Consider the following 26,977-nt stretch of genomic DNA (forward strand, 5'->3'; position numbering starts at 1 on the left):
CTGTGGGAGCGGGTTTACCCGCGAAGAGGCCGGTACAGCCACCCAAAACGCTCGCCAAACGTCTATTCTGGATGCACCCTAAAGGCCTTATGCAAAAGGACCAGCAGAGCACATGGCAAAATGGCTAGACGGCGGCGGGCTGATGGCCGAACGCATCCGCAATCACGATTGGGCCGCCACCCCGCTAGGCCCGCTGCAGCACTGGCCCGACCCGCTGAAGACCAGCCTGGCCCTGTGCCTGGCCTCGCGCTTCCCACAAGCCGTGCTTTGGGGCCCCGACCTGCTCACCCTGCACAACGACGCGTTCTCGCAGATTCTCGGGCAAAAGCCCTCGGCCCTGGGCATCCCCTTCCGCGCCGTGTGGCAGGAAGCCTGGGCCGACATCGGCCACATGGCCAACCGCGCCCTGGCCGGCGAGGCGGTGTACATCGAAGACTTCCCGCTCATCATCGACCGCAACGGCGGCCCCGAACGGGCCTATTTCACCTTCTGCTACAGCCCCATCCGCGACCATGACGGCAAGGTGCTGGGCATGCTCGACACGGTCACCGAAACCACCGCCAGCGTGCTCGCCAACCAGCGCCTGAACTTCCTCGACGACCTGGGCCGTGCCGTGGCCGACGCCACCGAACCGGACCAGATCCTCGCCATTACCACGCGCATGCTGGTCGAGCACCTGCAACTGTCGAGTTGCGCCTACGCGGTGATGGAGCCCGACGAAGACGGCTTCACCATCTGCGGCGACGCCGTGGCGCCCGGCTCGCCGCATCTTTTAGGCCAATACCAGCTGCACGATTTCGGCAAGCTGGCGCTCAGCCGCCTGCGCAGTGGCCTGGCCTTGGTCATCCATGACAACCTGAGCGAGCTGCCCCCTGAGGAAGCCGCCAGCTTCCAGGCCATCGGCATCACCGCGACCATTTGCATGCCCCTGATCAAGGGCGGCCGACTGACCGCGCTGATGGCCATCCACGACAAGGTGCCACGGCAGTGGACCCATTATGAACAGGCGCTGATCAGCGAAGTCACCGAGCGCTCCTGGGCGCATATCCAGCGGGTGCAGGCCCACGCCGAAGTGCGCGCGGCCATGGCGGCACTGGAGGCGCTGAATGCCACCCTGGAACAGCGCGTCGACGAGCGCACCACCCAGTTGCTGCATACCGAAGCCGTGCTGCGCCAGACCCAGAAGCTTGAAGCCATCGGCCAGCTGACCGGCGGCGTGGCCCATGACTTCAACAACCTGCTGACCATCATTCGCTCGTCGCTGCACTTTCTGCAGCGCCCCAACCTCGACGCACAGCGCCGCGAACGCTACCTCAAGACCATGTCCGACACCGTCGAGCGCGGTACCAAGCTGACCGGCCAGTTGCTGGCCTTCGCCCGCCGCCAGGCCCTGAGCCCGCAAGTGTTCGAGGCAGGGCCACGGCTGGAGGCCATGGCCGACATGCTCGACACCGCCACCGGTGCGCGGATCCAGGTCGAGCTGCAATTGCCACAGGCGCCTTGCCATATCCGCGCCGACCTCAACCAGCTGGAAACCGCCGTAATCAACCTGATGCTCAACGGCCGCGATGCAATGGCCGGCGAAGGCACCTTGCAGTTGCGCCTGCAGGTCGACCAGCGGCTGCCTGCCCTGCGCGGCCAGGCACCACAGCCGGGCCCGTTCGCGGCGATTTCAGTGAGCGACAGCGGTGTCGGCATTGCCGACGAACTGCTCGAGCGCATCTTCGACCCGTTCTTCACCACCAAGGCACCAGGTGAAGGCACCGGGCTCGGGCTGTCGCAAGTGTTCGGGTTTGCCAAGCAGTCCGGGGGCGATGTGCAGGTGAGCAGTGTCGTCGGCCAGGGCACCACCTTTACCTTGTACCTGCCCCAGGAACCGCCGCCTGCGACCTAGATGGTCAGCGCCGCCCTTCGGCCAGCATGCGCACGGCCAGACCTGCCAACACCGTGCCCATCAACCAGCGCTGAACTTGCTGCCACAAAGGGCGACCAGCCAGGAACACGGCGATCGATCCGGCCATGATCGCGATCAGTGCATTGACCGAAACGCTGATGGCGATCTGCGTCGACCCCAACACCAGCGACTGCAGCAGCACGCTGCCATGCCCCGGCTCGATGAACTGCGGCATCAGCGACAGGTACATGACGGCGATCTTGGGGTTGAGCAGGCTGGTGGCAAAGCCCATGGTGAACAGCCGCCGCGGGCTGTCGGCCGGCAGGTCGCGTACCTGGAACGGCGAACGGCCACCCGGTCGCAGTGCCTGCCAGGCCAGGTACAACAGGTACAGCGCGCCACCGATGCGCAGCACGTCGTAGGCAAAGGGCACAGCCATCACCAGGGCGGTGATGCCCAGCGCGGCGCAGAACATGTAGATGACGAAACCCAGGGCCACGCCACCCAGCGAAATCAACCCGGCCTTGCGTCCCTGGCAGATCGAACGGGAGAGCAGGTAGATCATGTTCGGCCCTGGGGTCAGGACCATGCCGAGGCAGATAAGGGCGAAGGTGAGCAGTTGCGTGGTTTCGGGCATGGAGCACGTCCTGGATGTGCGTTGAAGTGGTGCGAGTTTATCCGAGGCTTGGTCTGTCGTCTGTACTGGCTTGCCGGCGATGAGGCCAATGCATTCAACCCATTTGGCCGGCTATCAAGCCGAGGGCCACCGTGATCATCGCTACCCCCGACACCCGGCCAACCAGCTTCGCCGCCCCCGGCCGGGTGCTCAGCACGGCTTTGGCGCCATAGCCGACCAGCGAGTAGATCACCAGCGAGCTGCACAGGTGTACCAGGCCCAGCAGCAAGATCTGCAACGGCACCGGCCAGCTGGAGTGCGGGTCGGTGAACTGCGGCAACAGCGCCAGGAACAGCAGGAACACTTTCGGGTTCAGGCCGCTGACGCAAAAACCCTTGAATGCCCAGCGCGAACCCGACTCCCCCGCCCCATCCTGCCCGGCAGCCGGCAATGCCGGGCGCAGCAACAGGTTGCCACCCAGCCACAACAGGTAGCTGCACCCCGCCAGGGTCAGCAAGGTCAGCGCCAGCGGGTGGCCGGCCAGCAGGCTGCCGACCCCGGCTGCCACCACCAGGGTCGCGAGGAAATGCCCTGACAACATCCCCGCCACCGCGGGCATTACCCAGCGCCCGCGCATGCCGGCCGAAATGGCATAGGCCCAGTCCGCTCCGGGGGTAATCACGAACAGCATCGACACGGCCCAAAACGCCGTCAGAACACTGAGAGCCACTTGAATCTTCCTTTTTCCACTGCTTTGCGATGACGAAAGATTACGGATTCCGCCGAGGGATTTTCTTTCGTATATTCCCCACCAGCCCTCAATGACTGGAAGATCCTTTTCAATGGACAGGACAGATCGAAAAATCCTTGCCGAGCTGCAAAAAGATGGTCGGCTATCGGTGACCGAACTCGCTGACCGTGTGGGGCTCAGCCTGTCGCCCTGCCATCGGCGCCTGAAGGCACTAGAGGAATCCGGCGCGATTCTTGGCTATCACGCCCGCTTGGCACCGAGCGCCCTGGGGTTGAACTTTGCCGCGCTGGTCTTCGTGACCCTGCGCGAGGTCACCCGCCAGCCGGTAGCGGACTTTGAAGCAGCGCTGGCCGAGATCCCGCAGATCGTCGAGGCGCAGCGGCTGTTTGGCGACCCGGATTACCTGCTGCATGTGGTGGCCAAGGATTTGCCGGCGTTCCAGAAGCTGTATGACGAGCAGTTGACCAGCATTCCCAATGTGAAGCGGTTGAGTTCGACCCTGGTGATGAAAGAGGTGATTCAGGATCGGTTATTGCCGATGTAGGTGTTTCCCTCAGTGCCGGCCCTTTCGCGGGTAAACCCGCTCCCACCTCGACCGCATTGACATCAAGTCATGCCAGTACCTGTGGGAGCGGGTTCACCCGCGAAAGGGCCGGTACAGGCGACCTTTTTATCTGCCCTGAAAACGCGCACGGCGCCCCACCAAAGCACACCGCTTCTCGCCTCCACAAGGCCCAAACCCCTCTAGCCCAAGCCCTCTCGCCCCGTGGCACCCTCCTTGCAACCGTCCCCCGCTTAACCTTTTGTCAGCCTTAGGTTTTTTAAGGTTTATGGGCACATATTTACTAATTTCTCGTTATCCCCGCGCCCCGCATCATCGCTCCAACAAGAACGCGTCGCCCTTCGCCGGCACGCCCCCGGGCAGTTCCCGATGCCCTACCTTGCCTTGGAGTCAGTCATGACCAGTGCAGCCAATTCGGCACCCCTCATAGAAAAACACACGATCGGCTACGTGCCCCCGCAAGACCGCCATGGAAAGGTAAGGGATCTGTTCACACTGTGGTTCGGCGGCAACATCGCGCCGCTGCCCATCGTCACCGGCGCACTGGGTGTGCAGCTGTTCCACCTGAACCTGGTATGGGGCATCGTCGCCATCCTGGTCGGCCACCTGGTCGGTGGCGTACTGATGGCGCTGCACTCGGCCCAAGGCCCGCAGATGGGCATCCCGCAGATGATCCAGAGCCGCGCCCAGTTCGGCTCGCTTGGTGCACTGCTGGTGGTAGTGATTGCCGGGGTCATGTACATCGGCTTCTTCGCCTCCAACATCGTCCTCGCCGGCAAGTCGCTGCACGGTGTGGTCGATGCCGTACCGGTACCGGTGGGCATCGTCATCGGTGCGCTGGGCTCAGGCATCATCGGCATCATCGGCTACCGCTTCATCCACGTGCTCAACCGCATCGGCACCTGGGTGCTGGGTATCGGTATCGTGGTCGGCTTCGGCTACATCTTCAGCCACGTGCAGAGCGACGACTTCCTCACCCGCGGCGGGTTCAACCTGGCCGGCTGGCTGGCCACCGTGTCGCTGGCGGCGCTGTGGCAGATCGCCTTTGCGCCGTATGTGTCGGACTACTCGCGTTACCTGCCGGCGGACGTGAAGGTCAGCTCGACGTTCTGGACTACCTACCTGGGCTCGGCCCTGGGTTCGAGCCTGTCGTTCATCTTCGGCGCCGTGGCGGTGCTGGCGATCCCGGCCGGCATGGACACCATGGACGCCGTCAAGCTGGCCACCGGTACCCTCGGCCCGATCATGCTGGTGCTGTTCCTGCTCAGCGTAATCAGCCACAACGCCCTCAACCTGTATGGTGCGGTGCTGTCGATCATCACCCTGGTGCAAACCTTCGCCTACCGCTGGATCCCTACCGCCAAGAGCCGTGCCGTGCTGTCGCTGATCGTGCTGTCGGCCTGCTGCGTGGTGGCGGTGTTCGCCTCGGCGGACTTCATCGGCCACTTCGTCGACATGGTGCTGGTGCTGCTGGTGGTGCTGGTGCCGTGGACGGCGATCAACCTGATCGACTTCTATGCCATTCACAAGGGTGACTACGACATCCAGTCGATCTTCCAGGTCGATGGCGGCATCTACGGGCGTTACAACCCGCAGGCGCTGATCGCCTATGCAGTGGGCATCGTGGTGCAGATCCCGTTCATGAACACGCCGCTGTATGTCGGGCCGATTTCCGAGCATATCAACGGCGCTGACCTGTCGTGGCTGGTGGGGCTGGCGATCACTTCGCCGCTGTACTGGTGGCTGGCCAGCCGTGACAGTGCCTACCGTCGCCGGCAGATGAGTGCCAAGGTGGCCATGGGGCACTGATTCAACCTGTACCGGCCTCTTCGCGGGCTTGCCCGCTCCCACAGGAATGTCACCGGCCTCGAAAGCTGTGGTGTCCCTGTGGGAGCGGGCAAGCCCGCGAAGAGGCCGGTACAGGCAACACATCAATCAGAGGTTATAAGCCCGCTCATTGTGCTCCGCCAGGTCCAGCCCCTGCTCTTCCTCTTCCCGGCTGGCCCGCAGCCCCACGGTCAGCTTGATCGCCCCGAGAATCGCCCAGCTCACCACGAAGCAATACACGAAGGTGAACGCCACTCCCTTCAACTGCACCAGTGCCTGCCCGATCGGCGACGCGCCCTCCACATAGCCGCCCAACGCAGGCGCGGCAAATACCCCGGTCAGTATCGCGCCGACCATTCCGCCCACGCCATGCAGGCCGAACACGTCCAGGCTGTCGTCATAGCCCAGTGCCTGCTTCAACCGGGTCACGGCAAAGAAGCAGATGGCCCCGGTCAACAGCCCGATCACCAGCGCGCCCAGCGGCCCGACAAATGCACAGGCCGGGGTAATCCCGACCAAACCTGCCAAAGCCCCTGAAGCCGCACCCAGGGCCGTCGGCCGACCATGCATCACCTTCTCGGTCAGCAACCAGCCGACAATCCCCGCACAAGCCGCCACCATGGTCGCCAGCATCACCACCCCCGCCGCCTGGTTGGCCGCCAGCCCCGAGCCGACGTTGAAGCCGAACCAGCCCACCCACAGCAACCCGGCGCCCACCAGGGTGAAGCCGAGGTTGTGCGGCGGCATGGCCACCTGCGGGTAGCCCTTGCGCTTGCCCAGCATCAACGCCGCAGCCAGGGCTGCCACGCCGGAGTTGATATGCACGGCGGTACCACCGGCAAAGTCCAGCACGCCCCAGTTGACCATCAACGCCCCCGGCCCGCCCCAGACCATATGTGCGATCGGCGCGTACACCAGCACGAACCAGGCGGCCATGAACAGCAACGAAGCACTGAACTTCATCCGTTCGGCGAAACCACCGGCAATCAGCGCCGGGGTGATGATGGCGAAGGTCAGCTGGAACACCGCGAACACCCCTTCCGGGATGGTACCGACCAGGCTGTCATGACCGATGTCCAGCATCAGCGCCTTGCCCAGCCCGCCGATGAAACTGTTGAAGGTCAGCTGGCCCTCGACCATGCCGGTGGTGTCGACCACCAGGCTGTAGCCGAACAGCACCCAGAGGATGCCGATCACCCCGGCCACGGCGAACAGCTGGGTGAACACCGAAAGGAGGTTCTTGGCCCGCACCATGCCGCCGTAGAACAGCGCCAGGCCCGGGATGCACATCATCAGCACGAACATCGCGGCGCAGATCATCCAGGCGGTGTTGCCGGTGTCCAGGGTGGGCTCGGCGGCGTGGGCCCGGGAAGTCAGGGCTAACAACATTACAGCGAGGGTGAGTTGCTTCATGGAGTCACTCCTGTGTGAATGGTGGGGGTGCCCTGGGGCTGCTTTGCAGCCCATCGCGACACAAGGCCGCTCCCACAAGGGGTTGCGGTGGCTATATGTGGGAGCGGCCTTGTGTCGCGAAAGGGCCGCAAAGCGGCCCCCGACGGTCAACTCAATATTGCGCCTGCCCCGGCACCCATGCGGTCCCCGCCAATGGCACCCGCGCCATCGCCGCCGCCTCCACGGTCAACGCCACCAGGTCTTCCGGGTCCAGGTTGTGCAAGTGCGACTTGCCACACGCCCGTGCCATGGTCTGCGCCTCCAGCACCAGCACCCGCAGGTAGTTGGCCAACCGGCGCCCCGCCTCCTCCGGGTTCAGGCGCTTGGCCAGTTCCGGATCCTGGGTGGTGATGCCGGCCGGGTCGCGGCCGTTCTGCCAGTCGTCATAGAAGCCTGCCGCCGAGCCGATCTTCTTCAGTTCGGCATCCAGCCGCGGGTGGTTGTCACCCAGCGCGATCAACGCCGCAGTGCCAATGGCCACCGCATCAGCCCCCAGGGCCATGGCCTTGGCCACATCGGCACCATTGCGAATGCCGCCGGAGACGATCAACTGCACCTTGCGGTGCATGCCCATTTCCTGCAGCGCCTGCACTGCCTGCGGGATGGCCGACAGGATCGGGATGCCGACGTGCTCGATAAACACTTCCTGAGTCGCGGCGGTACCACCCTGCATGCCATCGAGCACGATCACATCGGCACCGGCCTTCACCGCCAGCTTGACGTCGTAATACGGGCGACTGGCGCCGATCTTCACGTAGATGGGCTTTTCCCAGTCGGTAATCTCGCGGATTTCGGCAATCTTGATCGCCAGGTCGTCCGGGCCGGTCCAGTCCGGGTGGCGGCAGGCGCTGCGCTGGTCGACGCCAATCGGCAAAGTACGCATGCCAGCCACGCGCTCGGTCACCTTCATGCCCAGCAACATGCCGCCACCGCCCGGTTTGGCACCTTGGCCGAGGACGATCTCGATGGCATCGGCCTTGCGCAGGTCGTCGGGGTTCATGCCGTAGCGCGACGGCAGGTACTGGTACACCAGGTGCTGTGACTGGCCGCGCTCTTCCGGGGTCATGCCACCGTCGCCAGTGGTGGTGCTGGTGCCGGCGATGGTCGCACCACGGCCCAGGGCTTCCTTGGCATTGGCCGACAACGCGCCGAAGCTCATGCCGGCGATGGTCACCGGGATTTTCAGGTGGATCGGCTTCTTGGCGAAGCGGGTGCCCAGCAGCACATCGGTGCCGCATTTCTCGCGGTAGCCTTCCAGCGGGTAGCGCGACACGCTGGCACCGAGCAGCAGCAGGTCGTCGAAGTGCGGCACGCGGCGCTTGGTGCCACCACCGCGAATGTCGTAGATGCCGGTTTCAGCGGCACGCTGGATTTCCTGGATGGTCAGGCGATCGAAGGTGGCCGACTCACGCAGTACCGGGGGGAATTGCTCGCTCATGGGAATGCTCCTGGATCAGTACGCGCTGGCGTTGTCGACTTTGAAGTTGTACAGCTGGCGAGCCGAGCCGTAGCGTTTGAAATCGGCGGCCTTGTGGTCCAGGCCGGCCTTGTTCAGCAGTTCCTGCAGCTCTTGCAAGTGCTCGGCGCGCATCTCTTTCTCGATGCAGTCCGAGCCCAGCGACTGCACCGAACCCTTGACGTAGATGCGCACCTCGTACAGCGAATCGCCCAGCGCATCGCCGGCATCGCCACACACCACCAAACGCCCGGCCTGGCCCATGAAGCAGCTCATGTGGCCGATGCTGCCGCCGACGACGATATCCACGCCCTTCATGGAAATACCGCAACGCGCGCCGGCGTCGCCCTCGATCACCAGCAGCCCGCCATGGGCGGTGGCGCCGGCGGCCTGGGAGGCGCTGCCCTTGACCCGCACCGAGCCGGACATCATGTTCTCGGCCACGCCGACACCGACGTTGCCATGCACGGTGACGCTGGCCTGCTGGTTCATGCCGGCGCAGTAATAGCCGGCGTGGCCTTCGATATCCACGGCCACGGCGGCGTTGATGCCCACGGCCAGGTTGTGCTTGCCGTCGGGGTGGGTCACCCGCCATTCGTGGTCCTGCACCTCACCGTGCAAGGACTGGTTGAGGACACGCACCGAGGTGCTGGAAAGGTCGATCGTCTTCATGGGGTTCTCCAGTGGTTCGGTGGCAGGTCAGGCGCTTTTGCGTTCCCAGACGTACAGGGTGGCCGGGGCCGGTTCCCAGACCTTGGCGTTTTCGATGCCCGGCAGGCTGGCCAGCGCCTGGTACTCCGAGGCCATGGCCACGTAGTCGTCGGTCTCGGCCAGCACGGCGGGCTTGCAGGCGATCGGGTCGCGGATCACGGCAAAGCCGTTGCGGGTGCCGATGGCGAAGGTGAAGAAGCCATCGAGGTCCTCCAGGGCGCCATCCAGGGCCTGGGCCAGGCTGTCGCCCTGCTGCAGGCGCCAGGTCAGGTAGCCGGCAGCCACTTCGGTGTCGTTGTCGGTTTCGAAGCTGATGCCTTCGCGCTTGAGTTGCTGGCGCAGGCGGAAGTGGTTGGACAGTGAGCCGTTGTGCACCAGGCACAGGTCGGCACCGGTGGAGAACGGGTGGCTCCCTTCCATGGTCACGGCGCTTTCGGTGGCCATGCGGGTATGGCCGATGATGTGACTGCCCTTCATGCTGCCCAGGCCGAAGCGGCTGGAAATGTCTGCCGGCAGGCCCATGCCCTTGAGAATTTCGATGCTCTGCCCGGCGCTCATGATGCGTACATCGGGCGCCTGCTCGGCCAATGCGGCGCGGACAGCGGCCTCATCGGAGTGCACCTTGAGCACGGCGGCGCTGGCGTTCTGGAACCAGTCCAGCGAACAGCCCAGGCTGCCCTCCAGCCGGCCCATCAAGGTGGTCCAGGGATAGTTGATGTCGGTGGCCTGCAGGGTCAGCTTGACCCAGCCGTCAGCCACTTCATCGCCGTAGATGGCAAAACCGGCGCTGTCCGGACCACGATCGGTCATGGCCTTGAGCATGGGGTCGAAGAGTTTGCCGAGCTGGGCTTCCAGCTCGGGATTTTTCAGGTACAGACCTACGATTCCACACATGGTGATGCTCCTTACTAGGCAGTGGGCGACCGCTTTCGTGCTGGCCGCCCAAGGGATTGGGGGGCGGTCAGAAGAATTCGGTGTAACGCTGGATTTCCCAGTCGGAGACGTGGCGGCAGTACTCCACCCACTCCATGCGCTTTAGCTTGATGAACTCGTCGACGATTTCGGCGCCCAGCACCTCGCGGAACAGCGGGTCGGCCTCCAGGGCGTCGGCCGCTTCCTTTAGCGACTGTGGCAAGGTCTTGATGCCGCGTGCGGCGATCTCTTCCAGGCTGAGGTTGTAAAGGTTTTCGTTGCACATCTCGCCCGGCTCCAGCTGTCGGTCAATGCCATCGAGGCCGGCAGCGATGATCGCGGCGGTGACCAGGTACGGGTTGCAGCCGGCATCCGGCAGGCGGAATTCCAGGCGGCCATAGGGGATGCGCACCATCGCCGAGCGATTGTTGGCGCCGTAGGCGACAAACGCCGGGGCCCAGGTCGCGCCGGACAGCGAACGGCCGACCACCAGGCGCTTGTACGAGTTGACCGTGGGCGCGGCGAAGGCGCACAACGCCGGGCCATGGGCCAGCAGGCCTGCGGCAAAGTGGTAGGCCAGCTTCGACAGGCCCATGCCGCTGCTGTCGGACGGGTCATGGAACAGGTTCTTGTTGGTGCTGCTGGCCAGCGACAGGTGGAAGTGCATGCCATTGCCGGCGCGCTTGGGGTCGGGCTTGGGCATGAACGAGCAGATCATGCCCAGGTCGTTGGCAATCTCGCCGGCGGCCATGCGGAAGAAGGTGAAGCGGTCGGCCGACTCCAAGGCGTCGCTGTAGGTGTAGTTGATCTCGAACTGGCCGTTGGCGTCCTCATGGTCGATCTGGTAGATGTCGAAGCCCACCGGCTGCAGCGCCTCGGTCAGGCGCTCGAGGAACAGCCGCGAGCGCGACAGGCCCTTGTAGTCGTAGCACGGCTTGTCGAGGTTGTCGGAGGCGTCCACCAGTTGCAGCTTGCCATCCTCGTCGCGGCGGAACAGGCTGAACTCGGGCTCCAGCCCGGTGTTCAGGGTCCAGCCCTTGTCGGCCAGGCGCTGCACCTGCTGCTGCAACACGTAGCGGCTGTCGTAGGGCCAGGGTTGGCCGTTTACGTGGCCTACACACACCACACGGCCGTAGCCCGGCTGCCACGGGACCGGGATCAAGGTGGAAAGGTCGCCGCGGGCCATGAAGTCCGGGCCGTGCGGTTCCATGCCCATGCCGCAGATGGCGAACCCGGCAAAGCCGGCGCCCTCCTCGGCCACCATCTTCAGGCCCGATACCGGCACCGATTTGGTCTTCGCCGAGCCATGGATATCGACGAACTGTGCCAGCACGTACTTGATGCCGTGCTGATCGAGGGTGCGCTGGGTTTCTGCTGGCAACATGGGTTGAACACTCCTGGGCAAGGGGCAATGATTCCGCATGAGAAACTTACTTTCCTCACAGGAATGCAATGCGCTTGCCAACTTTGTTCAGGGTGCAACCTTGCGGTGTCTGAGCGGGCCTCTTCGCGGGCATGCCCGCTCCCACAGGGTTCGCCGCAAAGCCCTGTGGAAGCGGGCTTGCCCGCGAAGAGGCCGATACAGGCAGCACAAAACCCAGGCAGATTTTCATGCTCCATTTATGGGAAACTTGTTTTCACCCGAGGAAAGAAGCTGCCAATGCAGTTGCCTTTCGCACTTTCTCAGTGCGAAAAATTTATTCTTGAACTGAAACCGTGCAGGACATTCGATGCCAACCGAAACCGAACCGCGCCTTCGCCTGGAGCAGTACCTGGGTCTGCAGATCAAGCGTCAACGCCAGGCCCAGTCCCTCAAGCTCGCTGATGTCGCACGCATCGCCGGCATCAGCCAAGGCATGCTGAGCAAGATCGAGAACGCCCAGGTGTCCACCAGCCTCGACACTCTCAGCCGCCTGTGCGACGTGCTGGGCATGCCGATGGCCAAGCTGTTCAGCCAATATGACCAGCCCGACGGCAATGCCTTGCTGGTGAAAGCCGGTGAAGGGCTGGAGGTAGTGCGCCGCGGTACCGAGAAAGGCCACACCTACCATCTGCTCAATCACGCCAGGGGGCCGAAGAAAAACTTCGAGGCCTACATGGTGACCATGGACGACGCCAGTGAAGAGTTCCCGACCTTCGCCCACCCCGGCACCGAGTTCCTCCACTTGCTGGAGGGCGAACTGGTGTACCGCCACGGCAACCAGCTTTATCACATGCAGGCCGGCGACAGCCTGACCTTCGACGGCGAGACCCCGCACGGCCCCGAGCAACTGGTGCAGGTACCCATCCGCCTGTTGTCGATCATGAACTACGGCGACGAGTGACGCGGCGCAGCAAGGCAACAACCGGTGTCGCGATCAGACAAGCACACGTCGCCCGCGATCGGCTTCCGAGCTGTGCCTACAAAAGTAATGCACACATCGACCAGCCCCGCTCCGTGGTATCAGAGACCCGCGCCGCGCCAGCCGGGAGTGTTTGCGCGCGCCACATTGCGAAGACTTGGCTGCCATGATCGCGACTTCAATCCCCGTAGCTGGTGCTGCCACCGGCCACCGTAACGCCCTGTGCGTTGCCCATGCTCGACAAAGGCACCGTCGGCCTGCTCTGAGGCCTGGGCTCGGGCCTGGCGTTTGCCCTGCTGACCGTGGCCAACCTCGCCAGCCATGCCTGCAATCACCGTATTTGCTATCTCTACTTGCAGCAACATAGTCGCCTCTTGTAGTTGAGCGATGAGACAATCGCCCGCATACATCATCCGCATTTTTCTTGCGTCAAGCTGGCAGATCATTTTGCTTTCTGCGTAAAACAGAAGCGTGGAAGCTGCAATACCAACAGACTTGTTCATTTATAGCTGTCCCATCAACTCTCCCCTTCAGATTAATAGAACACCGTGTATTTGATAACTAGCATTTTTATCAGGTCACTCACCCGCATCGCGCACTGAACTGAAATAGCACGAGCACCAACAGGAGCCGCCCATCGCGACACAAGGCCGCTCCAGTTCAAGCACCTTCGGGCAGTAGACTGCGATCAAACATGAACGCCCGCTCACCCTGCGGCGTATATCGATACAACTGCTGCGGCCTACCCAGCCTCGGCTGGTTTTTCTCTCCGGTATCACTCACCCACCCCAATTCGCGCAAACGCTCCAGGCGTTTGCGCAGCGAGGTGTTGTTCACCGCCTGCCCCAGGCAAGCCTGAACCGCTCCTAGCGCATCCAGCACAGTGAACTTCTCCGCCAGCAGGTACAGCGGCAGGCTGCTGTACACCGTCTTCGCCGCCAGCCGCTCACGGGCACGCTCCACCAACAGGTTGTGATCAAAGGGCAACAGCACCTTGCGCGCCAATACGCTGTCCAACTCGAAAAACGCCAGTTGCTCGTCCTCGACGACCTGCCCCGGTTCGAGCAATGCCATGTAATAGGTGCTGAGTGACCATCCACGCGGGTCGCGGAACGCATTACCCTCGGTGCCCACCTGTTCCATGTAGCACGGTACGACCTGGGCTTTCTCGCGCAACGCGCGTTCGGCGGCAGCTTCCAGGCTGGTGTCGGGGGTGCGGCCATTGACGATCACCCCAGGCAAGGCCCACTGGCCGGCATGTGGCTCACGCTCACGGCGGTGCAACAACACTTGCAGATGCTGGGTTTCGGCGGCCATGCGCAGAGCGACGATATCGACGCTGGCCAGGACTTCGGTGGTACTCACAGGGGTGGCTCCGTTCTTGAACGCCCCTATATTTCACCAGGTTTCCTAAGTAACACAAGCCTTTCATCCATATTAGAAATAAGCTTGACACACTTAATACACCAGATGAATTATATACATATTCCAGCGAGGAGCACCGCCATGAAGATCGCCAGTTTCGATGTCGACGCGCAAAACGGTTTCACCGCCAACGCCCCGCAGGAGCTACCCGTCCCCGAAGGCGACGAAATCGCGGCTGATCTGAACACCATGGCGTTGCGCGCCGACCTGCGCCTGGGCAGCAAGGACGCCCACCCGGCCAATGCCGCCTGGGTGGTCGCCGACCCCACGCACATGCTGCAACCTCTGCAACTGGCCAATGCAGACTTGACCTGGGTCAGCCACTGCGTCCCCGGCACACTGGGCTTCGAGCTGCTGCCCGGCCTGCCTGCCCCCATCGACTACGACTATTTCGTGTGGAAAGGCGTCGAGCCCGACCTGCACCCCTACGGCGCCTGCTACCACGACCTGGCCGAGCGCCGCTCCACTGGGGTGATCGAGTACCTCAAGGTTCAGCAGGTGGGCGCAGTGATCGTCGGTGGCCTGGCCCTGGACTATTGCGTCAGGACCACCGCCCGCCAATTGCGCCAGGCCGGTTTCCAGGTGCTGTTGTACCTGCCGGCCTGCCGCGCCCTCACCCAGGCAGGCGCCATCGAGGCGTGTGGCGCCCTGGCCGCCGAGGGCGTGATCCTCTGCGGCGACGAAGCCGCACTCGACCACCAGCTCTCTCTGATCAAGGAAGACCGCCCATGAGCGACAGCGTTTTCGGCCCGCGCATCATCCAGAACCTGCTGGACACCGACTTCTACAAGATCACCATGATGCAGGCGGTGCTGCACAACTACCCCAACGCCGAGGTGGAGTGGGAGTTCCGCTGCCGTAACGGCGAGAACCTTGCACCTTACCTGGCGGAAATCCGTTATCAGGTCGAGCAACTGGCCGATGTCAGCGTCACTCACGACCAGCTCGCCTACCTGGAGAAGATCCCGTTCATCAAGCCGGACTTCATCCGTTTTCTCAGTCTGTTCCGCTTCAACCTGCGTTATGTACAGGTAGGCCTGGATGATGCCGGGCAACTGGCGATTCGCGTGCGCGGACCGTGGTTGCACGTGATTCTCTACGAGATCCCGCTGCTGGCGATCATCAGCGAGGTGCGCAACCGCTACCGTTATCGCGAGGTGGTGATCGAGCAAGTCCGCGAGCGCCTGTACCAGAACCTCGACTGGCTCAAGGCCGGGGCCAGCGCCGATGAACTGGCCGGTTTCCAACTGGCCGACTTCGGTACCCGGCGGCGCTTCTCCTACCGGGTGCAGGAAGAAGTGGTGCACATTCTCAAGCGTGACTTCCCGGGCCGATTCGTTGGTACCAGCAACGTGCACCTGGCCCGTGAATACCAGCTCAAGCCGATCGGCACCATGGCCCACGATTTCGCTAATTTGACAGAATCGCCAATTTCGTCTAGACCCAATAGAAACAGTCGCTGGGGCTGTACCGGGCACTGCATGAGCGGATCAATGTGAGCTTTGGCATTGGTACCAGACTGACCTGCGATATCCCGGGGGTGGAGCCGATGAACATCGTGATCAAGATGACTGCGTGCAATGGCGCACCGGTGGCCAAGATTTCCGACAGCCCGGGCAAGACACAGTGCCGGGATGAGAACTTCGTGGCCTATCTGAAGCATGTCTTTCAGGTGGATTGAGGGTGCCTGTGCTGGCCTCTTCGCGGTTCAAAAGTAGCTCAGCACCCACTTTTGAACGGCTGGAGTGTCATTGATGTCGCCATCGAAAACATATTGCGGGTCATAACTTTGATTATTCCCCCGCACTCGCCCTCTCCAGACCTTCAAGGGCAGCCAGAACTGAGCCCCGCTTGGCAAGACATGGGAGCCAATATCGATATACAAGGTGTCACCACTCGTTGACAGCCCGAAATGGGTCGTTCCAGGAACGGCCAGAACTGCATCTGCAAAATCCAGGCAGGCACTTGAACAGAATGAGTCCGTCACCAGCACAAGCTGACCTTTGAATGGTTTTGGACTGGAATCCTTAAAACGGTCTTGATCGATCGAAGACGTCTCTGGCTGTCTTAGCCAGTCCTCGCGTTTCACAAGCGCAGCGCTCATCGACTCACGCATACCTGCAACAAATTTGTAGGCTTCGCTGTGTTTTCCGTAATCGCTTTCCATGCCGGCCAAAGCGCTATTCAGTGTTGCAAGCGCAAGAGGAGAGACCCGCCACATTGCATACGAACGTGAGGACTGACTCAGGCTTTCAACAAACTGTTCACCCAATAAAGCAGACAGGATCCTGGCCCCGACCAAGCTGTTACCACCGCGATTGCCACGTGTATCAAGTACAACCAGCTTGGCATCATCGAGAGTCCCGAGCGTGTCGAGCATTTTTTCGAGGGACGCGCTCTCGGGTGTCGAAGGTGCGAAATTCGATGCGTGCACCCAATAGCGCCCGCCACCGAGGTTTCTCAGGGCCTGAGGTGGTTGAGGCCGAGTCAGGAAATCCTTTAGTTGCCCACGGTCCTCCTGCCATGCCAAAGCAAAATGCTGCTGTACTCCTCCCGGCAAAACAGCCAGACAATTGGCTGCCCGTTTTCTGGCAAGCACTGGATAGTCCGCATCATCAACGGTCAAATATTTAGCCAAGTGCCCCCAGGTCGATTTCAGATTCAACCGGCGATCTACGTAGGGCGATATTTCATTACCCAATATTTCCCGAACTGTCTTGCCGTCACATGAGATAATTTTCGAACCGATTGGAGGCAAAGGGACAGGCCACGCCTTTGCCACACGACCGACAACAAGATCCTCACCTCGCATATCCAGCATGAAACCGGCCCAGGAAGACTCCCCTTTTCTGGATTGATAAACGCCTACATGGCCGTCCTTGAACCCTGAAACATAGAAACCCAGAACGGCTTGAGCATCCCTTTCCGAGCGGACACGCAAGGCCAACTGTTTGGCCTCCTGATAACCTCGCTCAACCCAGTCAGTAAAAACTTTATTTTCTTGATCTATGGCGCCTGGGTGAGAGGAAACGATCAGTTGGTGAACGGCAGAAAGGTCTCTCACTGCCATGTCGACTAATCCACCCTTGGGAGAATCATCAGCAAACACCGAACCGACAACGCCGACGCCGGCGAGGACAACAATTAAAACTCTTTTGACAACGTTCATATCAATGTCTTCATGTGGCTTGATGGTGCCTGTTCTGGCCTCTTCGCGGGCTTGCCCGCTCCCACAGGTTTCTACGGTTCTTGGGTGCAGTACCTGTAAGAGCGGGCGAGCCCGCGAAGAGCCCGGTGCAGTTACCCCACCTCTTGCGGGCCAACACACAACTCGAGAAACCGCGCCGCCGCCCGCGACGGGGTAGCGGCATGCGGCACCAGAATGGAAAACCGCCGCACCAACGCCTGCGGCACAACCTGCAAGCGTTGCAACGCCCCATCTTCATGCCGGATCGACATCGCCGACACAAATCCGATCCCCATCCCGGCCCGCACCGCCTCCTTCACCCCTTCCACCCCGGCAATCTCCAGCGCCACGCGCATCGCCACACCACTGCGGGCAAATGCCCGCTCGACGATCTGCCGCACACCCGAGCCGCTCTCGCGCAGCACCAACGGGTAGGCCCCCAGCGATGCCAGCGTCTGCTGGTCACTGCCAGCCAGCGGATGACCACGCGGCACGATGGCCACGATCTCGTCTTGCCGCCACGCCGTCACCGCCGTGCCCAATGGCAATTCCTGCCCAGGCGGCCCTTCGATCAGGGCGATGTCAACGCTGTCCAGCGCGGCGACGATTTCTGCCGTATTGCCATTGGAAGTGCTCACCAGCACCTCCGGGTAGCGGGCATGGAAATCGGCAATCAGGTACGGCAGCAGGTAGCTGGCCGGCGTGGTGCTGGCGCCGATGCGCAAGGTACCGCGCTCCAGCCCGCGCATGGCCTCACGCAATGCCTGGGCCTGGCGGAAGGTTTCGCGCAGGCGCTCGGCATGGGCCAGCAACTGCTCGCCGGCTGCTGTCAGCCGCACACCACGGCCGGCGCGCTGATAGAGGGGCTCACCAAAGGCCTCCTGCAGCAGCTTGAGCTGGCCAGACACCGCTGGCTGCGACAGGTGCAGGGCCTGGGCCGCATGGCTGATGTTGCCGTGCTCGGCGACGGTGGCGAACGTTATCAGTTGTTCTGGGGTCATGATTGAAAAGTATCAGCTATACGGATATTTGCCATCCTAAATTACGATTTTTTATAAGCTTATAACCAGATTAACGTAGGTCATGTCGAAATACCTTTCCGGAGGACTCACATGGCCACGGTTCCGTCCAACCCCGCCTTTGCACCTACCCTCTCCACCCGAGGGCGGCTCAATGGCATTCTGTTCGTCGCGCTTTTCGCGCTTGCGGTCACCCAGCTGGCCGCCCTGCCCGCCATCGCCAACCTGGGCATCAGCCCGCTGATCGTCGGTATCGTCGCCGGTGCGCTGTACGGCAATGCGCTGCGTGACGGCGTACCGGCGAGCTGGGCAGCGGGCATCAACTTTTCCGCTCGCGGCCTGCTGCGCATTGCCGTGGCCTTCTTCGGCCTACGGGTAAGCCTGCAGGAAATTGCCGAAGTCGGCTGGTCCGGGCTCATCGTGTCGCTACTGGTGGTGTCCAGCACCCTGCTGATCGGCCTGTGGTGCGGCATGAGGCTGTTCAAGCTGGACCGCGATACCGCCCTTCTGACCGCGGCCGGCAGTGCCATCTGCGGCGCCGCCGCGGTACTGGCCTTCGAATCGGCCCTGCGCAGTGCCCCGCACAAAAGCGCCATGGCGGTTGGTAGCGTGGTGCTGTTCGGCACCCTGTCGATGTTCCTCTACCCATTGGCGATCAATGCCGGCTGGCTGCACCTGGACACCATGGGCGCCGGGCTGTTCCTCGGCGGCACCATTCACGAGGTGGCCCAGGTGGTCGGTGCGGCCAGCAACGTCAGCCCCGAGGCCACGCATATAGCCACCATCGTCAAGATGACCCGGGTGATGTTGCTGGTACCGGTACTCCTGGTGGTGGGCCTCTGGATCAGCCGCGCACGCCAGCCGGGCCAGGCACAGGGCAACGGGCGCATCGCCATGCCCTGGTTCGCCTTCGGCTTCCTCGCGCTGGTGCTGGTGAACTCGCTGCAAGTGCTGCCGGGTAGCGTGACGCAGGCGGTCAACAGCCTGGATACCTTTGCCCTGACCATGGCCATGACCGCGCTGGGAATGGAGACGCGCTTCAGCCAGATTCGCCAGGCCGGGCCACGGGCGCTGGCGACCGGAGCGATTCTCAACCTTTGGCTGGTGTTTGGCGGCGTGGCAATTACCCTTGGCGTGCAGAGGCTGTTGGGCTGACTTGAGACCGTGCTGGCTTCTTCGCGGGCTTGCCCGCTCCCACAGGTACAGCGCAAACCTTGAGCGCTGCGCGGTCCCTGTGGGAGCGGGCAAGCCCGCGAAGAAGCCAACCGGGTCTCAAGCTTTTTCCACTCCCCCCTCGTTGCCGCCCGCATTTCTCGGTATGGTGTTGTCAAAGAAGGATGTTTTACCCGCACAGGAAAGACTTAGATGCCTCAACGCCATGTCATCAATGCATCCGTCAGCCCCAAAGGCAGCCTGGAGACGCTGTCACAACGTGAAGTGCAGCAACTGAGTGAAGTCGGTACCGGTAGCCTTTACACCCTGTTCCGCCAGTGCGCCCTGGCCATCCTCAACACCGGCGCCCATGTCGATAATGCCAAGACCATCCTCGAGGCCTATCAGGACTTCGAGGTGCGTATTCATCAACAGGACCGCGGCGTGCGCCTGGAGCTGCTGAATGCCCCGGCCGACGCCTTCGTCGATGGCGAAATGATCGCCAGTACCCGTGAAATGCTGTTCAGCGCCCTGCGCGACATCGTCTACACCGAAAGCGAGCTGGCCAGCCAGCGCATCGACCTGGAAAGCTCCCAGGGCATCACCGACTATGTCTTCCACCTGCTGCGCAACGCCCGCACCCTGCGCCCGGGCGTGGAGCCGAAGATGGTGGTGTGCTGGGGTGGCCATTCGATCAGCAGCGAGGAATACCAGTACACCAAGAAGGTCGGCCACGAGCTGGGCCTGCGCAAGCTGGACGTGTGCACCGGCTGCGGCCCGGGCGTGATGAAGGGCCCGATGAAGGGCGCCACCATTGCCCATGCCAAGCAGCGCATGCACGGCAGCCGCTACCTGGGCCTGACCGAGCCGGGCATCATCGCCGCCGAAGCGCCCAACCCGATCGTCAACGAACTGGTGATCCTGCCGGACATCGAGAAGCGCCTGGAGGCCTTCGTCCGTGTCGGCCACGGCATCATCATCTTCCCGGGGGGGGCCGGCACGGCCGAGGAGTTCCTCTACCTGCTGGGTATCCTCATGCACCCGGACAACCAGAACCTGCCGTTCCCGGTGATACTCACCGGCCCGCGCAGCGCCGAGCCGTACCTGCAACAGTTGCACGCCTTCGTGGGCGCCACCCTGGGTGAAGCGGCGCACCGTCTGTACGAGATCATCATCGACGACCCGGCGGAAGTCGCCCGGCACATGGTCGAAGGGCTCAAGGCGGTGAAGCAGTTCCGCCGCGAGCGCAACGATGCCTTCCACTTCAACTGGCTACTGAAGATCGAGGAGAGCTTCCAGCGCCCGTTCGACCCAACCCACCAGGCCATGGCCGACCTGGACCTGCGCCGCGAATTGCCGGCCCACGAACTGGCCGCCAACCTGCGCCGGGCGTTTTCCGGCATCGTCGCCGGCAACGTGAAGGACAAGGGCATCCGCCTGATCGAGGAACACGGGCCGTATCAGATCCGTGGCGACAGCGCCGTGCTGGACCCACTGGGCCGGTTGTTGCAGGCGTTCGTCGACCAGCATCGGATGAAGTTGCCTGGTGGCGCGGCGTATGTACCGTGCTACCAGGTGGTGACCTGATTCGCCATTGTTGCTGTTGCTTCGGCTTTTGCTTCTAAGCGCGCGACAGTTCAAGCGCTCAGAAGCAAAGGCAAAGGCAAAACTGCTACTAGCTCAGGTCGGCCATCGGCCGTTCGACGAAGCGGATACTGTCGCGCCCTCCGCGCTTGGACTGGTACAACGCCACATCCCCCTGCTCGATCAACGCCGCCAGGCTCGCCGGCGGCTGGTCGAACAGGTTGGCGCCGATACTCAAGGTGACCGGCTGCGGCGTAGGCACCGTCTTGCTGGCAAACTGCTGGAACTGTTCGCGCAACAACCCACCCAGCTCCATGATCCGCTCGCTGCTCGCACCACACAGCAGAATGACGAACTCATCACCGCCCAGCCGCGCCGCCAGCGAGCGCTCGGGCAGCACCGTGCGTATCATCTCGCTCAAGGCAATCAGCAAGCGGTCCCCTGCAACATGCCCGTGCAGGTCGTTGACCAGCTTGAAATTGTCGATGTCGATCAGCAGCAAGGCCCCGGGCTGAGCCGGGCTCACTTCCTTGAAGAAAGGCCCCGCCCGCACCTCCAGCGCGCGCCGGTTGTACAGCGCAGTCAACGGATCACGGGCTGCCAGCCGGGCAATACGCACCTCGCGCCGGTAGCGCACAGTGCCGGTCATCGACAAGGCAATCAGCATGATCGCCATCGCGCCTTCGACCAAGGACACCTGAATGATCAGCCCGCCGAAGGTGGCCAGGTCAATCAGCGTACCTGGTGTGATCGCAATGATCGCCTTGGCCACATAGAACAAGCCGTGAACCAGCAATACATAGCGCAACTGCACAGCGCCAACACTCAGCGACTTGCCATGCGGCCGCAACAGCCAACTGGCCTTGAGCGTCAACAGCGCCACCAGCAACGAGTTGACCATCAGCATCACCTTCGACCACTGCGGCCCCACAGGCAACAGCAGCAAGGCGAACCACACCAGCACGACCGACAACCAGATACGCGACAGCCGCATTTGGGTAAAGCGCAACACCCCTGCCAGGAAGAACCAGTGCGCCACCACCAGCAAGCCGTTGGCGAACCAGATACCAATCAGCAACAAGCCGATGCCGCGCAGCAAGGCCAGGGTGGAACCCATCGTGATGGTGGCAAAGCCTGCGCTCCAGAACAGCAGCGATGGCTCGCGAACGCTGCGCCACTCGATCGCCAGATACAATGCAGCTGCGGCAGCCAGGGCGATCGAGATAGTCAGCATCGTGGGTGGGTCAAGCGCCATATATGGATTGGCCTATCTGGTTAACGAGGAAACGGCCCGATTGTATGTGCTTGTGATGACTTTTCAGAGGGACGATGCACGTTTGTCCGAAAATCCCCCGCTTTACCGGGACATACCCCGATCTTCGGCCTCAACCGTGGTCATCAGACGCATCAATACCTGGTTTTCCACTGGCCTGCTCAGCAGGTAGCCCTGCACCTCATGGCACTGGTCGTCGCTGAGCAAGGCCAGCTGCTCCGAGGTCTCTACCCCTTCAGCAGTGACCGTCATGCCCATCGCATTGCCCAGGTTGATGATAGCCTGCACCACGCTGCGATCACTGCTGCTCATGCCCAGCGACTGGACGAAACGCTTGTCGATCTTGATGCTGTCGAACGGGTATGTGCGCAGGTAGCCCAGCGAAGAATAGCCAGTACCGAAGTCATCCATGTTAAGCCGCACCCCCAGTTCCTTCAGCGCATTCATGGTCTGCAGGGCGCCTTCGACGTCGTTGAGCATGACGTTCTCGGTAATTTCCAGCTCCAGGCGATGGGCAGGCAGACCGGTTTGTCGAAGTGCGTCGGCCACATCACAGACCACATCGCTGCGGCTGAACTGCGCCGGGGACATGTTGACCGAGACCATGATCTCGAGCGGCCAGCCACGGGCCAGTTGGCAGGCCTCCTGAAGCACCCAGTTGCCCAGCAGCACTATCAGGTCGGACTCCTCGGCCAGAGCGATGAAGCGGTCTGGCCGTAGCAGGCCGAGCCGTGGATGTTGCCAGCGCACCAGCGCCTCGGCGGAGGCCACCGTCACGCCATCGACCTTGTAGCGCGGCTGGAAGTGCAGGCGCAATTCGCCGCGCGCGATGCCTTCGCGCAGCTCACGCTCCAGTTCGCGCTTTTCCAGCAATGCCGAGTTCAGCTGTGCCGAGAAGTACCGCCAGGTATGCTTGCCGGCCTGTTTCGCACTGTACAAGGCGACATCGGCATAACGGATCAGGTCACCGGGTAGCCCGGAATACTCGGCGGACAACACCACCCCGAGACTGGCCCCGACCTGCACCTTGTGTTGCTCGAAGGTGATCGGGCGCTTCAGGGTTTCGATGACCCGCGCGCAAAAGCGGTCCACCTCGTCATGCTTGCCTGGCCGCGTCAGCACGATGACGAACTCGTCTCCGCCCAACCTCGCCACCAGGTCGGTGTCCCGGGTCACTTGCCCAAGCCGATGGGCGACTTCGATCAGCACGGCGTCCCCGGCCGGGTGGCCGAGGCTGTCATTGATAGGCTTGAAATTGTCCAGGTCGAGCATCAGCAAAGCCAGTTCCGCTTGCCTGGCGTCTTCAAGGAAGCGGAACAGCTTGTTGCGGTTGGGCAGGCCGGTGAGCGCATCATGCAGCGACAGGTGCTGGATCTGCGCGTGGGCGGCCACTTCGTCGGTGATATCGGTACAGGTACCCCGGAACCCCTGGCAGGTCTTGTGTTCGATGATGGCCTTGGCGGCGACCCGGCACTCTCGCCGTTGTTCATGTCGATCATGGTATTGGCAGCGCAAGGTACCGGTCGCCTCGCTGCTGGCAAGGCCATGCAACCAGGTATCGACCTGACTGGTATCACAGGCGAACAGTTCGCTGACAGGGCGTTGCAACCAGCGCTCCGGTGCATGCCCGGTAAGCTCGGCAAAACGCGGTGACAGGTAGGTCAGGTGCTGCTGCGCGTCAGTTTCCCAGATCCAGTCCGACGCTGCCTCGGCGACAGCCTTGAAGCGTGCTTCACTGGCCTCCAGCGCCACCTTGGAAACGGCCAGCTCGCGGTGACTGCGGTCGATACCGGCACTGGCACGCATGGCATAGCGGGCAAACAAGGCCATCACCAGGGCGATGATCAGCAACGCCAGGGCCAGGGGAAACAAGACCGTGTGAAGCAGCTCGGTTCCTGGCTGCTCGATATGCCAGGTCAGCGCGTAGCCACTCTCCTCCAGAGGCAGACGCCCCTGGTCTGCATGCACCTGGGAAGCCGCCGCGACAGTAAAGCCCGACAGCCCGGCAGTGCGCTGCAACTGCCCGAGCACCGCCGGGCTGAGCACCCGCACGAACACAAGTACCGCACCGGATGTCGGCGGCGGTTGCCCGGTTGAAGGCGGGCGGATGATGGCCGAGGTGTAAAGCGCCGGCTGGCCGTCGAACAGCAGGTAACCGGACGCAGCCTGTTCCTGCTGCACCGCCCGCCGCGCCCGCTGCAGTACCTGGGCGCTGCTGGTGCTGTGACGGTCAAAGCCTTGTTCGCTGAGGCGACCTTGCAGCATGGCGTAGTGGGTGCCGTCGTCATCGAGCACGAAGACCCCTTCATAGCCATCGGCGCTATACAGCGTAGCGCCGAGGTTATCCTCGTCATAGGCCCAATGTCGGTCCACCAGCCCTGCCAGGTGGTCATAAGCGGCTTGCCAGACGGCATAGGCCACCAGATAGTTGCGGTCGGTCTTCTGCAGCTGGGTCAGCGCCGACTCGGCGTGAAAGCGACTCTGAGACCGCTCGCGCTCGTCCAGCGCCCCGGCGATGCGGTACAAGGAAACAAGGCCCAGAAGTAATATCACCAACAGCAGGCTGGAAAAGACCAGCGTCAACTGCCGAACCACCTGACTGCGCGACGAATTACTATCGAAGCTTGCATCCATTCAATGGGCGCCTTTTGCCATGTCTACAGGATTGACTGGTGGTGATTGGGGGTGATCGGTCCAACCGACGACTGACCGTGGTGAGCCTGGTGGCCAAAGGCGGGCCGTCGGTTTCCGCATCACGAACAACCAGCCATCATCAAGGTTGTGCTTGCGCAGTACTCCTCAGAGTACCCGCTTGATCAGCGGCTCCAGCCGGCTATAGCGCAGTCGGCGCAGGAACTTGCGCACCTCCTTGGGGTGCTCGGTCCTGACCCCCAGCGCCTCTGCCGAACCAATCTTCGGCGCATGCCGGCGCAGTTCGGCCAACTCTGCTTCCCGTGGCGCCAGCCATTGCCCCTGTGGGTCATCGATCAGCAAGCCGTTCTCCAGGTCCAGGTTGAAGCCGCGCGGGTTCAGGTTGTTACCGGTCAGCAGCGAATAACGCTGGTCGATCCACACGCCCTTGGCATGGAAGGTATGCCCGGGATCGTTCCAGATCCGCACCTGCAGCTGGCCACTGGCAATCGCGGCGTGGCGACGTCGGGTGAAGGCGCGCAGATTGTCTTCGTACAGGTAGGGTAGCGCACCGCTGGCACTGAACGGCTCGCCGGGGGCGATATAGAAGTCGTTGGCCGTCCGGTCACCAACGATCAGCTCCACCCGCACGCCACGCGCCAGCGCATGGTCGAGCTCGCGCATCAGCACCCGGGGCGGGTTGAAATACGGCGTGCTGATGATGACCTGCGTACGCGCCGCCGCCAGCAGGGTGCACAACGCCCGGTTCAGCGGGTTGCCACGGCCCACACCCAACAGCGGGATCACCCGCAGGCCCTGCCCCGCCACGCTGGCGGGTGCCTCATAGGCCATGCGCCGCAGCCGCGCGCGCAAGCGCCGGATGTCGCCGCGCAGGCTGCGGGTAGAGGGTGGCGCCGGCAGGTCGAGGCGCGGTGTGGCGGTTTGGTGCAGCAGGCGTCGCACCAGGTCGACCATGGCGTCGGCCAGCGCCGGCGACTGGAACAGGTGGTAACGGTCCAGGCGGTAGCGGTCGAAACGGTGCAGGTACACGTTGTTCAGGCTGGCACCGGTGTAGATCACGCAGTCGTCGATGATACTGCCCTTAAGGTGCAACACGCCGAACAGCTCGCGGGTCTGCACCGGTACGCCGTGGATGACGATGTCCAGCCCATGGTGCTGGCGCTGGGCCTGGTACCAGGCGGCATTACCCGGCTGGCGCCCGGCGCCCAGCAGGCCGCGCCGGGCACGGAACCAGTCGACCACGATGGTGATTTCCAGCTCCGGCCGCGCGGCCTTGGCCTGGTACAGGGCATCCAGCACTTCCTGGCCGGCCTCGTCTTCCTGCAGGTACAGCGCGACGATGACGATGCGCCGGGTTGCGGCGCGGATGCGCTCGAGCAGGCAGACGCGGTAGGCCTTGGCATCGGGCAGCACCTGGATGGACTCGGCCGCCATGGCGAAGCCTGGCAATGCCGCCAGCATGGATTCGGGGTTCACAAACGATCACCTTCTGTGTGCAATCACTGTTGTGCATCAGCTTGCACAGGAAGATCGAAATGGTCCAGCCCCCGGAGAGCATGGGGCTGGTCTCCCCCGCAAAAGTTGTACAACTTGTTGCCGCTGCGAACTTTTTCCCGTTTACCGGTCTATGTGGGAGGCACAGAAAGGTAGCGGGACGCGAGACAAGGTTCGCCGACCACCTGCTGGCCAGATGGCTCAATTGTTATCAGAGGTTGGCTTCGCTCATGAAAATACATGTCGCAAGGTTGATGCTGCTCGGCCTGTTCTCGTTCGCGGCGATGGGCACGGCGTCGGCAACACAAATGAAGGCGCCCGTAGCGGCGGCCCCGGCAGTTCAATCACCGTTGCAGCCTGCCGGCAACCCTTGGTCCAGGGTGGCCAGTGTGGCCGATGCACAGCCGGCCACGCTGCTGGCCCACGATGACGACCGCTGGCATGACCACCGCAGCGACTGGCGCCGCGAACAGTGGCGCCGCGAGCAAGCCCGCCGTGATTGGGAACGCCGGCGAGACTGGGAACGCCGCCGCGACTGGGAGCGCCGCCATGATCGGGCCATGCACCACCGCTACCATGACGATTATCGTTACTACCGCCGCTGATCGTTGATCCGCAATTGGCGCGCTCGATGTGGGAGCGGCCTTGTGTAAGGCCGCTCCCACAGA

The 26,977-nt window shown here is 62.7% G+C and carries 22 protein-coding genes and 1 pseudogene; 9 read left to right on the forward strand and 14 right to left on the reverse strand.

Features of this window, described 5'->3' with window-relative positions; all coding sequences use genetic code 11:
- The first annotated feature begins 112 nt into the window (after positions 1-112).
- On the forward strand, positions 113-1,894 hold the full coding sequence (locus tag ACIQYU_RS26000) for an ATP-binding protein (protein WP_207838125.1): 1,782 nt from the start codon (positions 113-115) through the stop codon (positions 1,892-1,894).
- Positions 1,895-1,898: 4 nt separating this feature from the next.
- Here ACIQYU_RS26000 and ACIQYU_RS26005 read toward each other — a convergent pair whose 3' ends face one another.
- Together ACIQYU_RS26005 and ACIQYU_RS26010 are read right to left on the reverse strand one after the other, a co-directional pair.
- Positions 1,899-2,531 (reverse strand): LysE family translocator, encoded by a 633-nt coding sequence (locus ACIQYU_RS26005; protein ID WP_207838123.1) that lies wholly within the window; start codon positions 2,529-2,531, stop codon positions 1,899-1,901.
- Positions 2,532-2,625: 94 nt separating this feature from the next.
- A complete protein-coding gene (locus tag ACIQYU_RS26010; RefSeq protein ID WP_241105645.1) occupies positions 2,626-3,240 on the reverse strand; it encodes a LysE family translocator in 615 nt (204 codons plus the stop codon).
- Positions 3,241-3,352: 112 nt separating this feature from the next.
- Here ACIQYU_RS26010 and ACIQYU_RS26015 point away from each other — a divergent pair, with 112 nt between their 5' ends.
- Positions 3,353-3,805 carry an Lrp/AsnC family transcriptional regulator gene (locus tag ACIQYU_RS26015; RefSeq protein WP_015270735.1) on the forward strand — a complete coding sequence of 151 codons (453 nt, stop codon included), beginning with the start codon at positions 3,353-3,355 and terminating at the stop codon, positions 3,803-3,805.
- A gap of 414 nt (positions 3,806-4,219) precedes the next feature.
- Positions 4,220-5,632: a cytosine permease gene (locus ACIQYU_RS26020; protein ID WP_063913672.1), complete on the forward strand. Its 1,413-nt coding sequence runs from the start codon at positions 4,220-4,222 to the stop codon at positions 5,630-5,632.
- A 126-nt stretch (positions 5,633-5,758) separates the two neighbouring features.
- Here the strand turns inward: ACIQYU_RS26020 and ACIQYU_RS26025 are convergent, their stop codons facing one another.
- The 5 genes from ACIQYU_RS26025 to glnT all read right to left on the reverse strand — a co-directional run bounded on the left by ACIQYU_RS26025 (position 5,759) and on the right by glnT (position 11,565).
- Entirely contained in the window at positions 5,759-7,063 is a 1,305-nt protein-coding gene (locus tag ACIQYU_RS26025; protein ID WP_207837954.1) for an ammonium transporter, read from the reverse strand.
- 151 nt (positions 7,064-7,214) lie between these two features.
- Positions 7,215-8,540: an FMN-binding glutamate synthase family protein gene (locus tag ACIQYU_RS26030; protein ID WP_207837953.1), complete on the reverse strand. Its 1,326-nt coding sequence runs from the start codon at positions 8,538-8,540 to the stop codon at positions 7,215-7,217.
- A 15-nt stretch (positions 8,541-8,555) separates the two neighbouring features.
- Positions 8,556-9,230 (reverse strand): protein glxC, encoded by a 675-nt coding sequence (locus ACIQYU_RS26035; RefSeq protein WP_102689157.1) that lies wholly within the window; start codon positions 9,228-9,230, stop codon positions 8,556-8,558.
- A gap of 27 nt (positions 9,231-9,257) precedes the next feature.
- Positions 9,258-10,163 carry a glutamine amidotransferase family protein gene (locus tag ACIQYU_RS26040; protein WP_233693526.1) on the reverse strand — a complete coding sequence of 302 codons (906 nt, stop codon included), beginning with the start codon at positions 10,161-10,163 and terminating at the stop codon, positions 9,258-9,260.
- Positions 10,164-10,230: 67 nt separating this feature from the next.
- Positions 10,231-11,565 (reverse strand): type III glutamate--ammonia ligase, encoded by a 1,335-nt coding sequence (glnT, locus tag ACIQYU_RS26045; protein ID WP_207837950.1) that lies wholly within the window; start codon positions 11,563-11,565, stop codon positions 10,231-10,233.
- A 346-nt stretch (positions 11,566-11,911) separates the two neighbouring features.
- Between glnT and ACIQYU_RS26050 the strand changes: the two genes are divergently transcribed.
- Positions 11,912-12,505 (forward strand): cupin domain-containing protein, encoded by a 594-nt coding sequence (locus tag ACIQYU_RS26050; RefSeq protein WP_025338781.1) that lies wholly within the window; start codon positions 11,912-11,914, stop codon positions 12,503-12,505.
- Positions 12,506-12,624: 119 nt separating this feature from the next.
- Here the strand turns inward: ACIQYU_RS26050 and ACIQYU_RS26055 are convergent, their stop codons facing one another.
- Together ACIQYU_RS26055 and ACIQYU_RS26060 are read right to left on the reverse strand one after the other, a co-directional pair.
- A complete protein-coding gene (locus ACIQYU_RS26055; protein ID WP_233693527.1) occupies positions 12,625-13,026 on the reverse strand; it encodes a hypothetical protein in 402 nt (133 codons plus the stop codon).
- Between the two features lie 157 nt (positions 13,027-13,183).
- Entirely contained in the window at positions 13,184-13,888 is a 705-nt protein-coding gene (locus ACIQYU_RS26060; RefSeq protein ID WP_233687965.1) for an NrtR DNA-binding winged helix domain-containing protein, read from the reverse strand.
- Between the two features lie 141 nt (positions 13,889-14,029).
- Between ACIQYU_RS26060 and ACIQYU_RS26065 the strand changes: the two genes are divergently transcribed.
- Positions 14,030-14,680 carry an isochorismatase family protein gene (locus tag ACIQYU_RS26065; RefSeq protein WP_233687966.1) on the forward strand — a complete coding sequence of 217 codons (651 nt, stop codon included), beginning with the start codon at positions 14,030-14,032 and terminating at the stop codon, positions 14,678-14,680.
- A pseudogene (locus ACIQYU_RS26070) lies at positions 14,677-15,629 on the forward strand (hypothetical protein). Before ACIQYU_RS26065 ends, ACIQYU_RS26070 begins: the two are co-directional and overlap by 4 nt.
- A gap of 27 nt (positions 15,630-15,656) precedes the next feature.
- Here the strand turns inward: ACIQYU_RS26070 and ACIQYU_RS26075 are convergent.
- Together ACIQYU_RS26075 and ACIQYU_RS26080 are read right to left on the reverse strand one after the other, a co-directional pair.
- Positions 15,657-17,117: a S41 family peptidase gene (locus tag ACIQYU_RS26075; protein WP_402802748.1), complete on the reverse strand. Its 1,461-nt coding sequence runs from the start codon at positions 17,115-17,117 to the stop codon at positions 15,657-15,659.
- A 131-nt stretch (positions 17,118-17,248) separates the two neighbouring features.
- Positions 17,249-18,136, reverse strand: coding sequence for a LysR family transcriptional regulator (locus ACIQYU_RS26080; RefSeq protein ID WP_402802750.1), 888 nt, complete (start codon positions 18,134-18,136; stop codon positions 17,249-17,251).
- 111 nt (positions 18,137-18,247) lie between these two features.
- On the opposite strand from ACIQYU_RS26080, the gene ACIQYU_RS26085 reads away from it, so the two are divergent.
- Entirely contained in the window at positions 18,248-19,309 is a 1,062-nt protein-coding gene (locus ACIQYU_RS26085) for a YeiH family protein (protein ID WP_207837926.1), read from the forward strand.
- Positions 19,310-19,519: 210 nt separating this feature from the next.
- On the forward strand, positions 19,520-20,893 hold the full coding sequence (gene ppnN, locus ACIQYU_RS26090; RefSeq protein ID WP_207837924.1) for a nucleotide 5'-monophosphate nucleosidase PpnN: 1,374 nt from the start codon (positions 19,520-19,522) through the stop codon (positions 20,891-20,893).
- 88 nt (positions 20,894-20,981) lie between these two features.
- Here the strand turns inward: ppnN and ACIQYU_RS26095 are convergent, their stop codons facing one another.
- The 3 genes from ACIQYU_RS26095 to pssA all read right to left on the reverse strand — a co-directional run bounded on the left by ACIQYU_RS26095 (position 20,982) and on the right by pssA (position 26,291).
- On the reverse strand, positions 20,982-22,124 hold the full coding sequence (locus ACIQYU_RS26095) for a GGDEF domain-containing protein (RefSeq protein WP_207837922.1): 1,143 nt from the start codon (positions 22,122-22,124) through the stop codon (positions 20,982-20,984).
- Between the two features lie 123 nt (positions 22,125-22,247).
- Entirely contained in the window at positions 22,248-24,797 is a 2,550-nt protein-coding gene (locus tag ACIQYU_RS26100; RefSeq protein ID WP_233693531.1) for an EAL domain-containing protein, read from the reverse strand.
- Between the two features lie 165 nt (positions 24,798-24,962).
- Complete coding sequence (pssA, locus tag ACIQYU_RS26105; protein ID WP_402802754.1) at positions 24,963-26,291, reverse strand: CDP-diacylglycerol--serine O-phosphatidyltransferase; 1,329 nt, start codon at positions 26,289-26,291, stop codon at positions 24,963-24,965.
- A 272-nt stretch (positions 26,292-26,563) separates the two neighbouring features.
- On the opposite strand from pssA, the gene ACIQYU_RS26110 reads away from it, so the two are divergent.
- On the forward strand, positions 26,564-26,914 hold the full coding sequence (locus ACIQYU_RS26110; protein ID WP_233693785.1) for a hypothetical protein: 351 nt from the start codon (positions 26,564-26,566) through the stop codon (positions 26,912-26,914).
- Positions 26,915-26,977 lie beyond the last annotated feature (63 nt).

This window comes from Pseudomonas sp. NPDC096925 (assembly GCF_044762545.1).
GTDB lineage: Bacteria > Pseudomonadota > Gammaproteobacteria > Pseudomonadales > Pseudomonadaceae > Aquipseudomonas.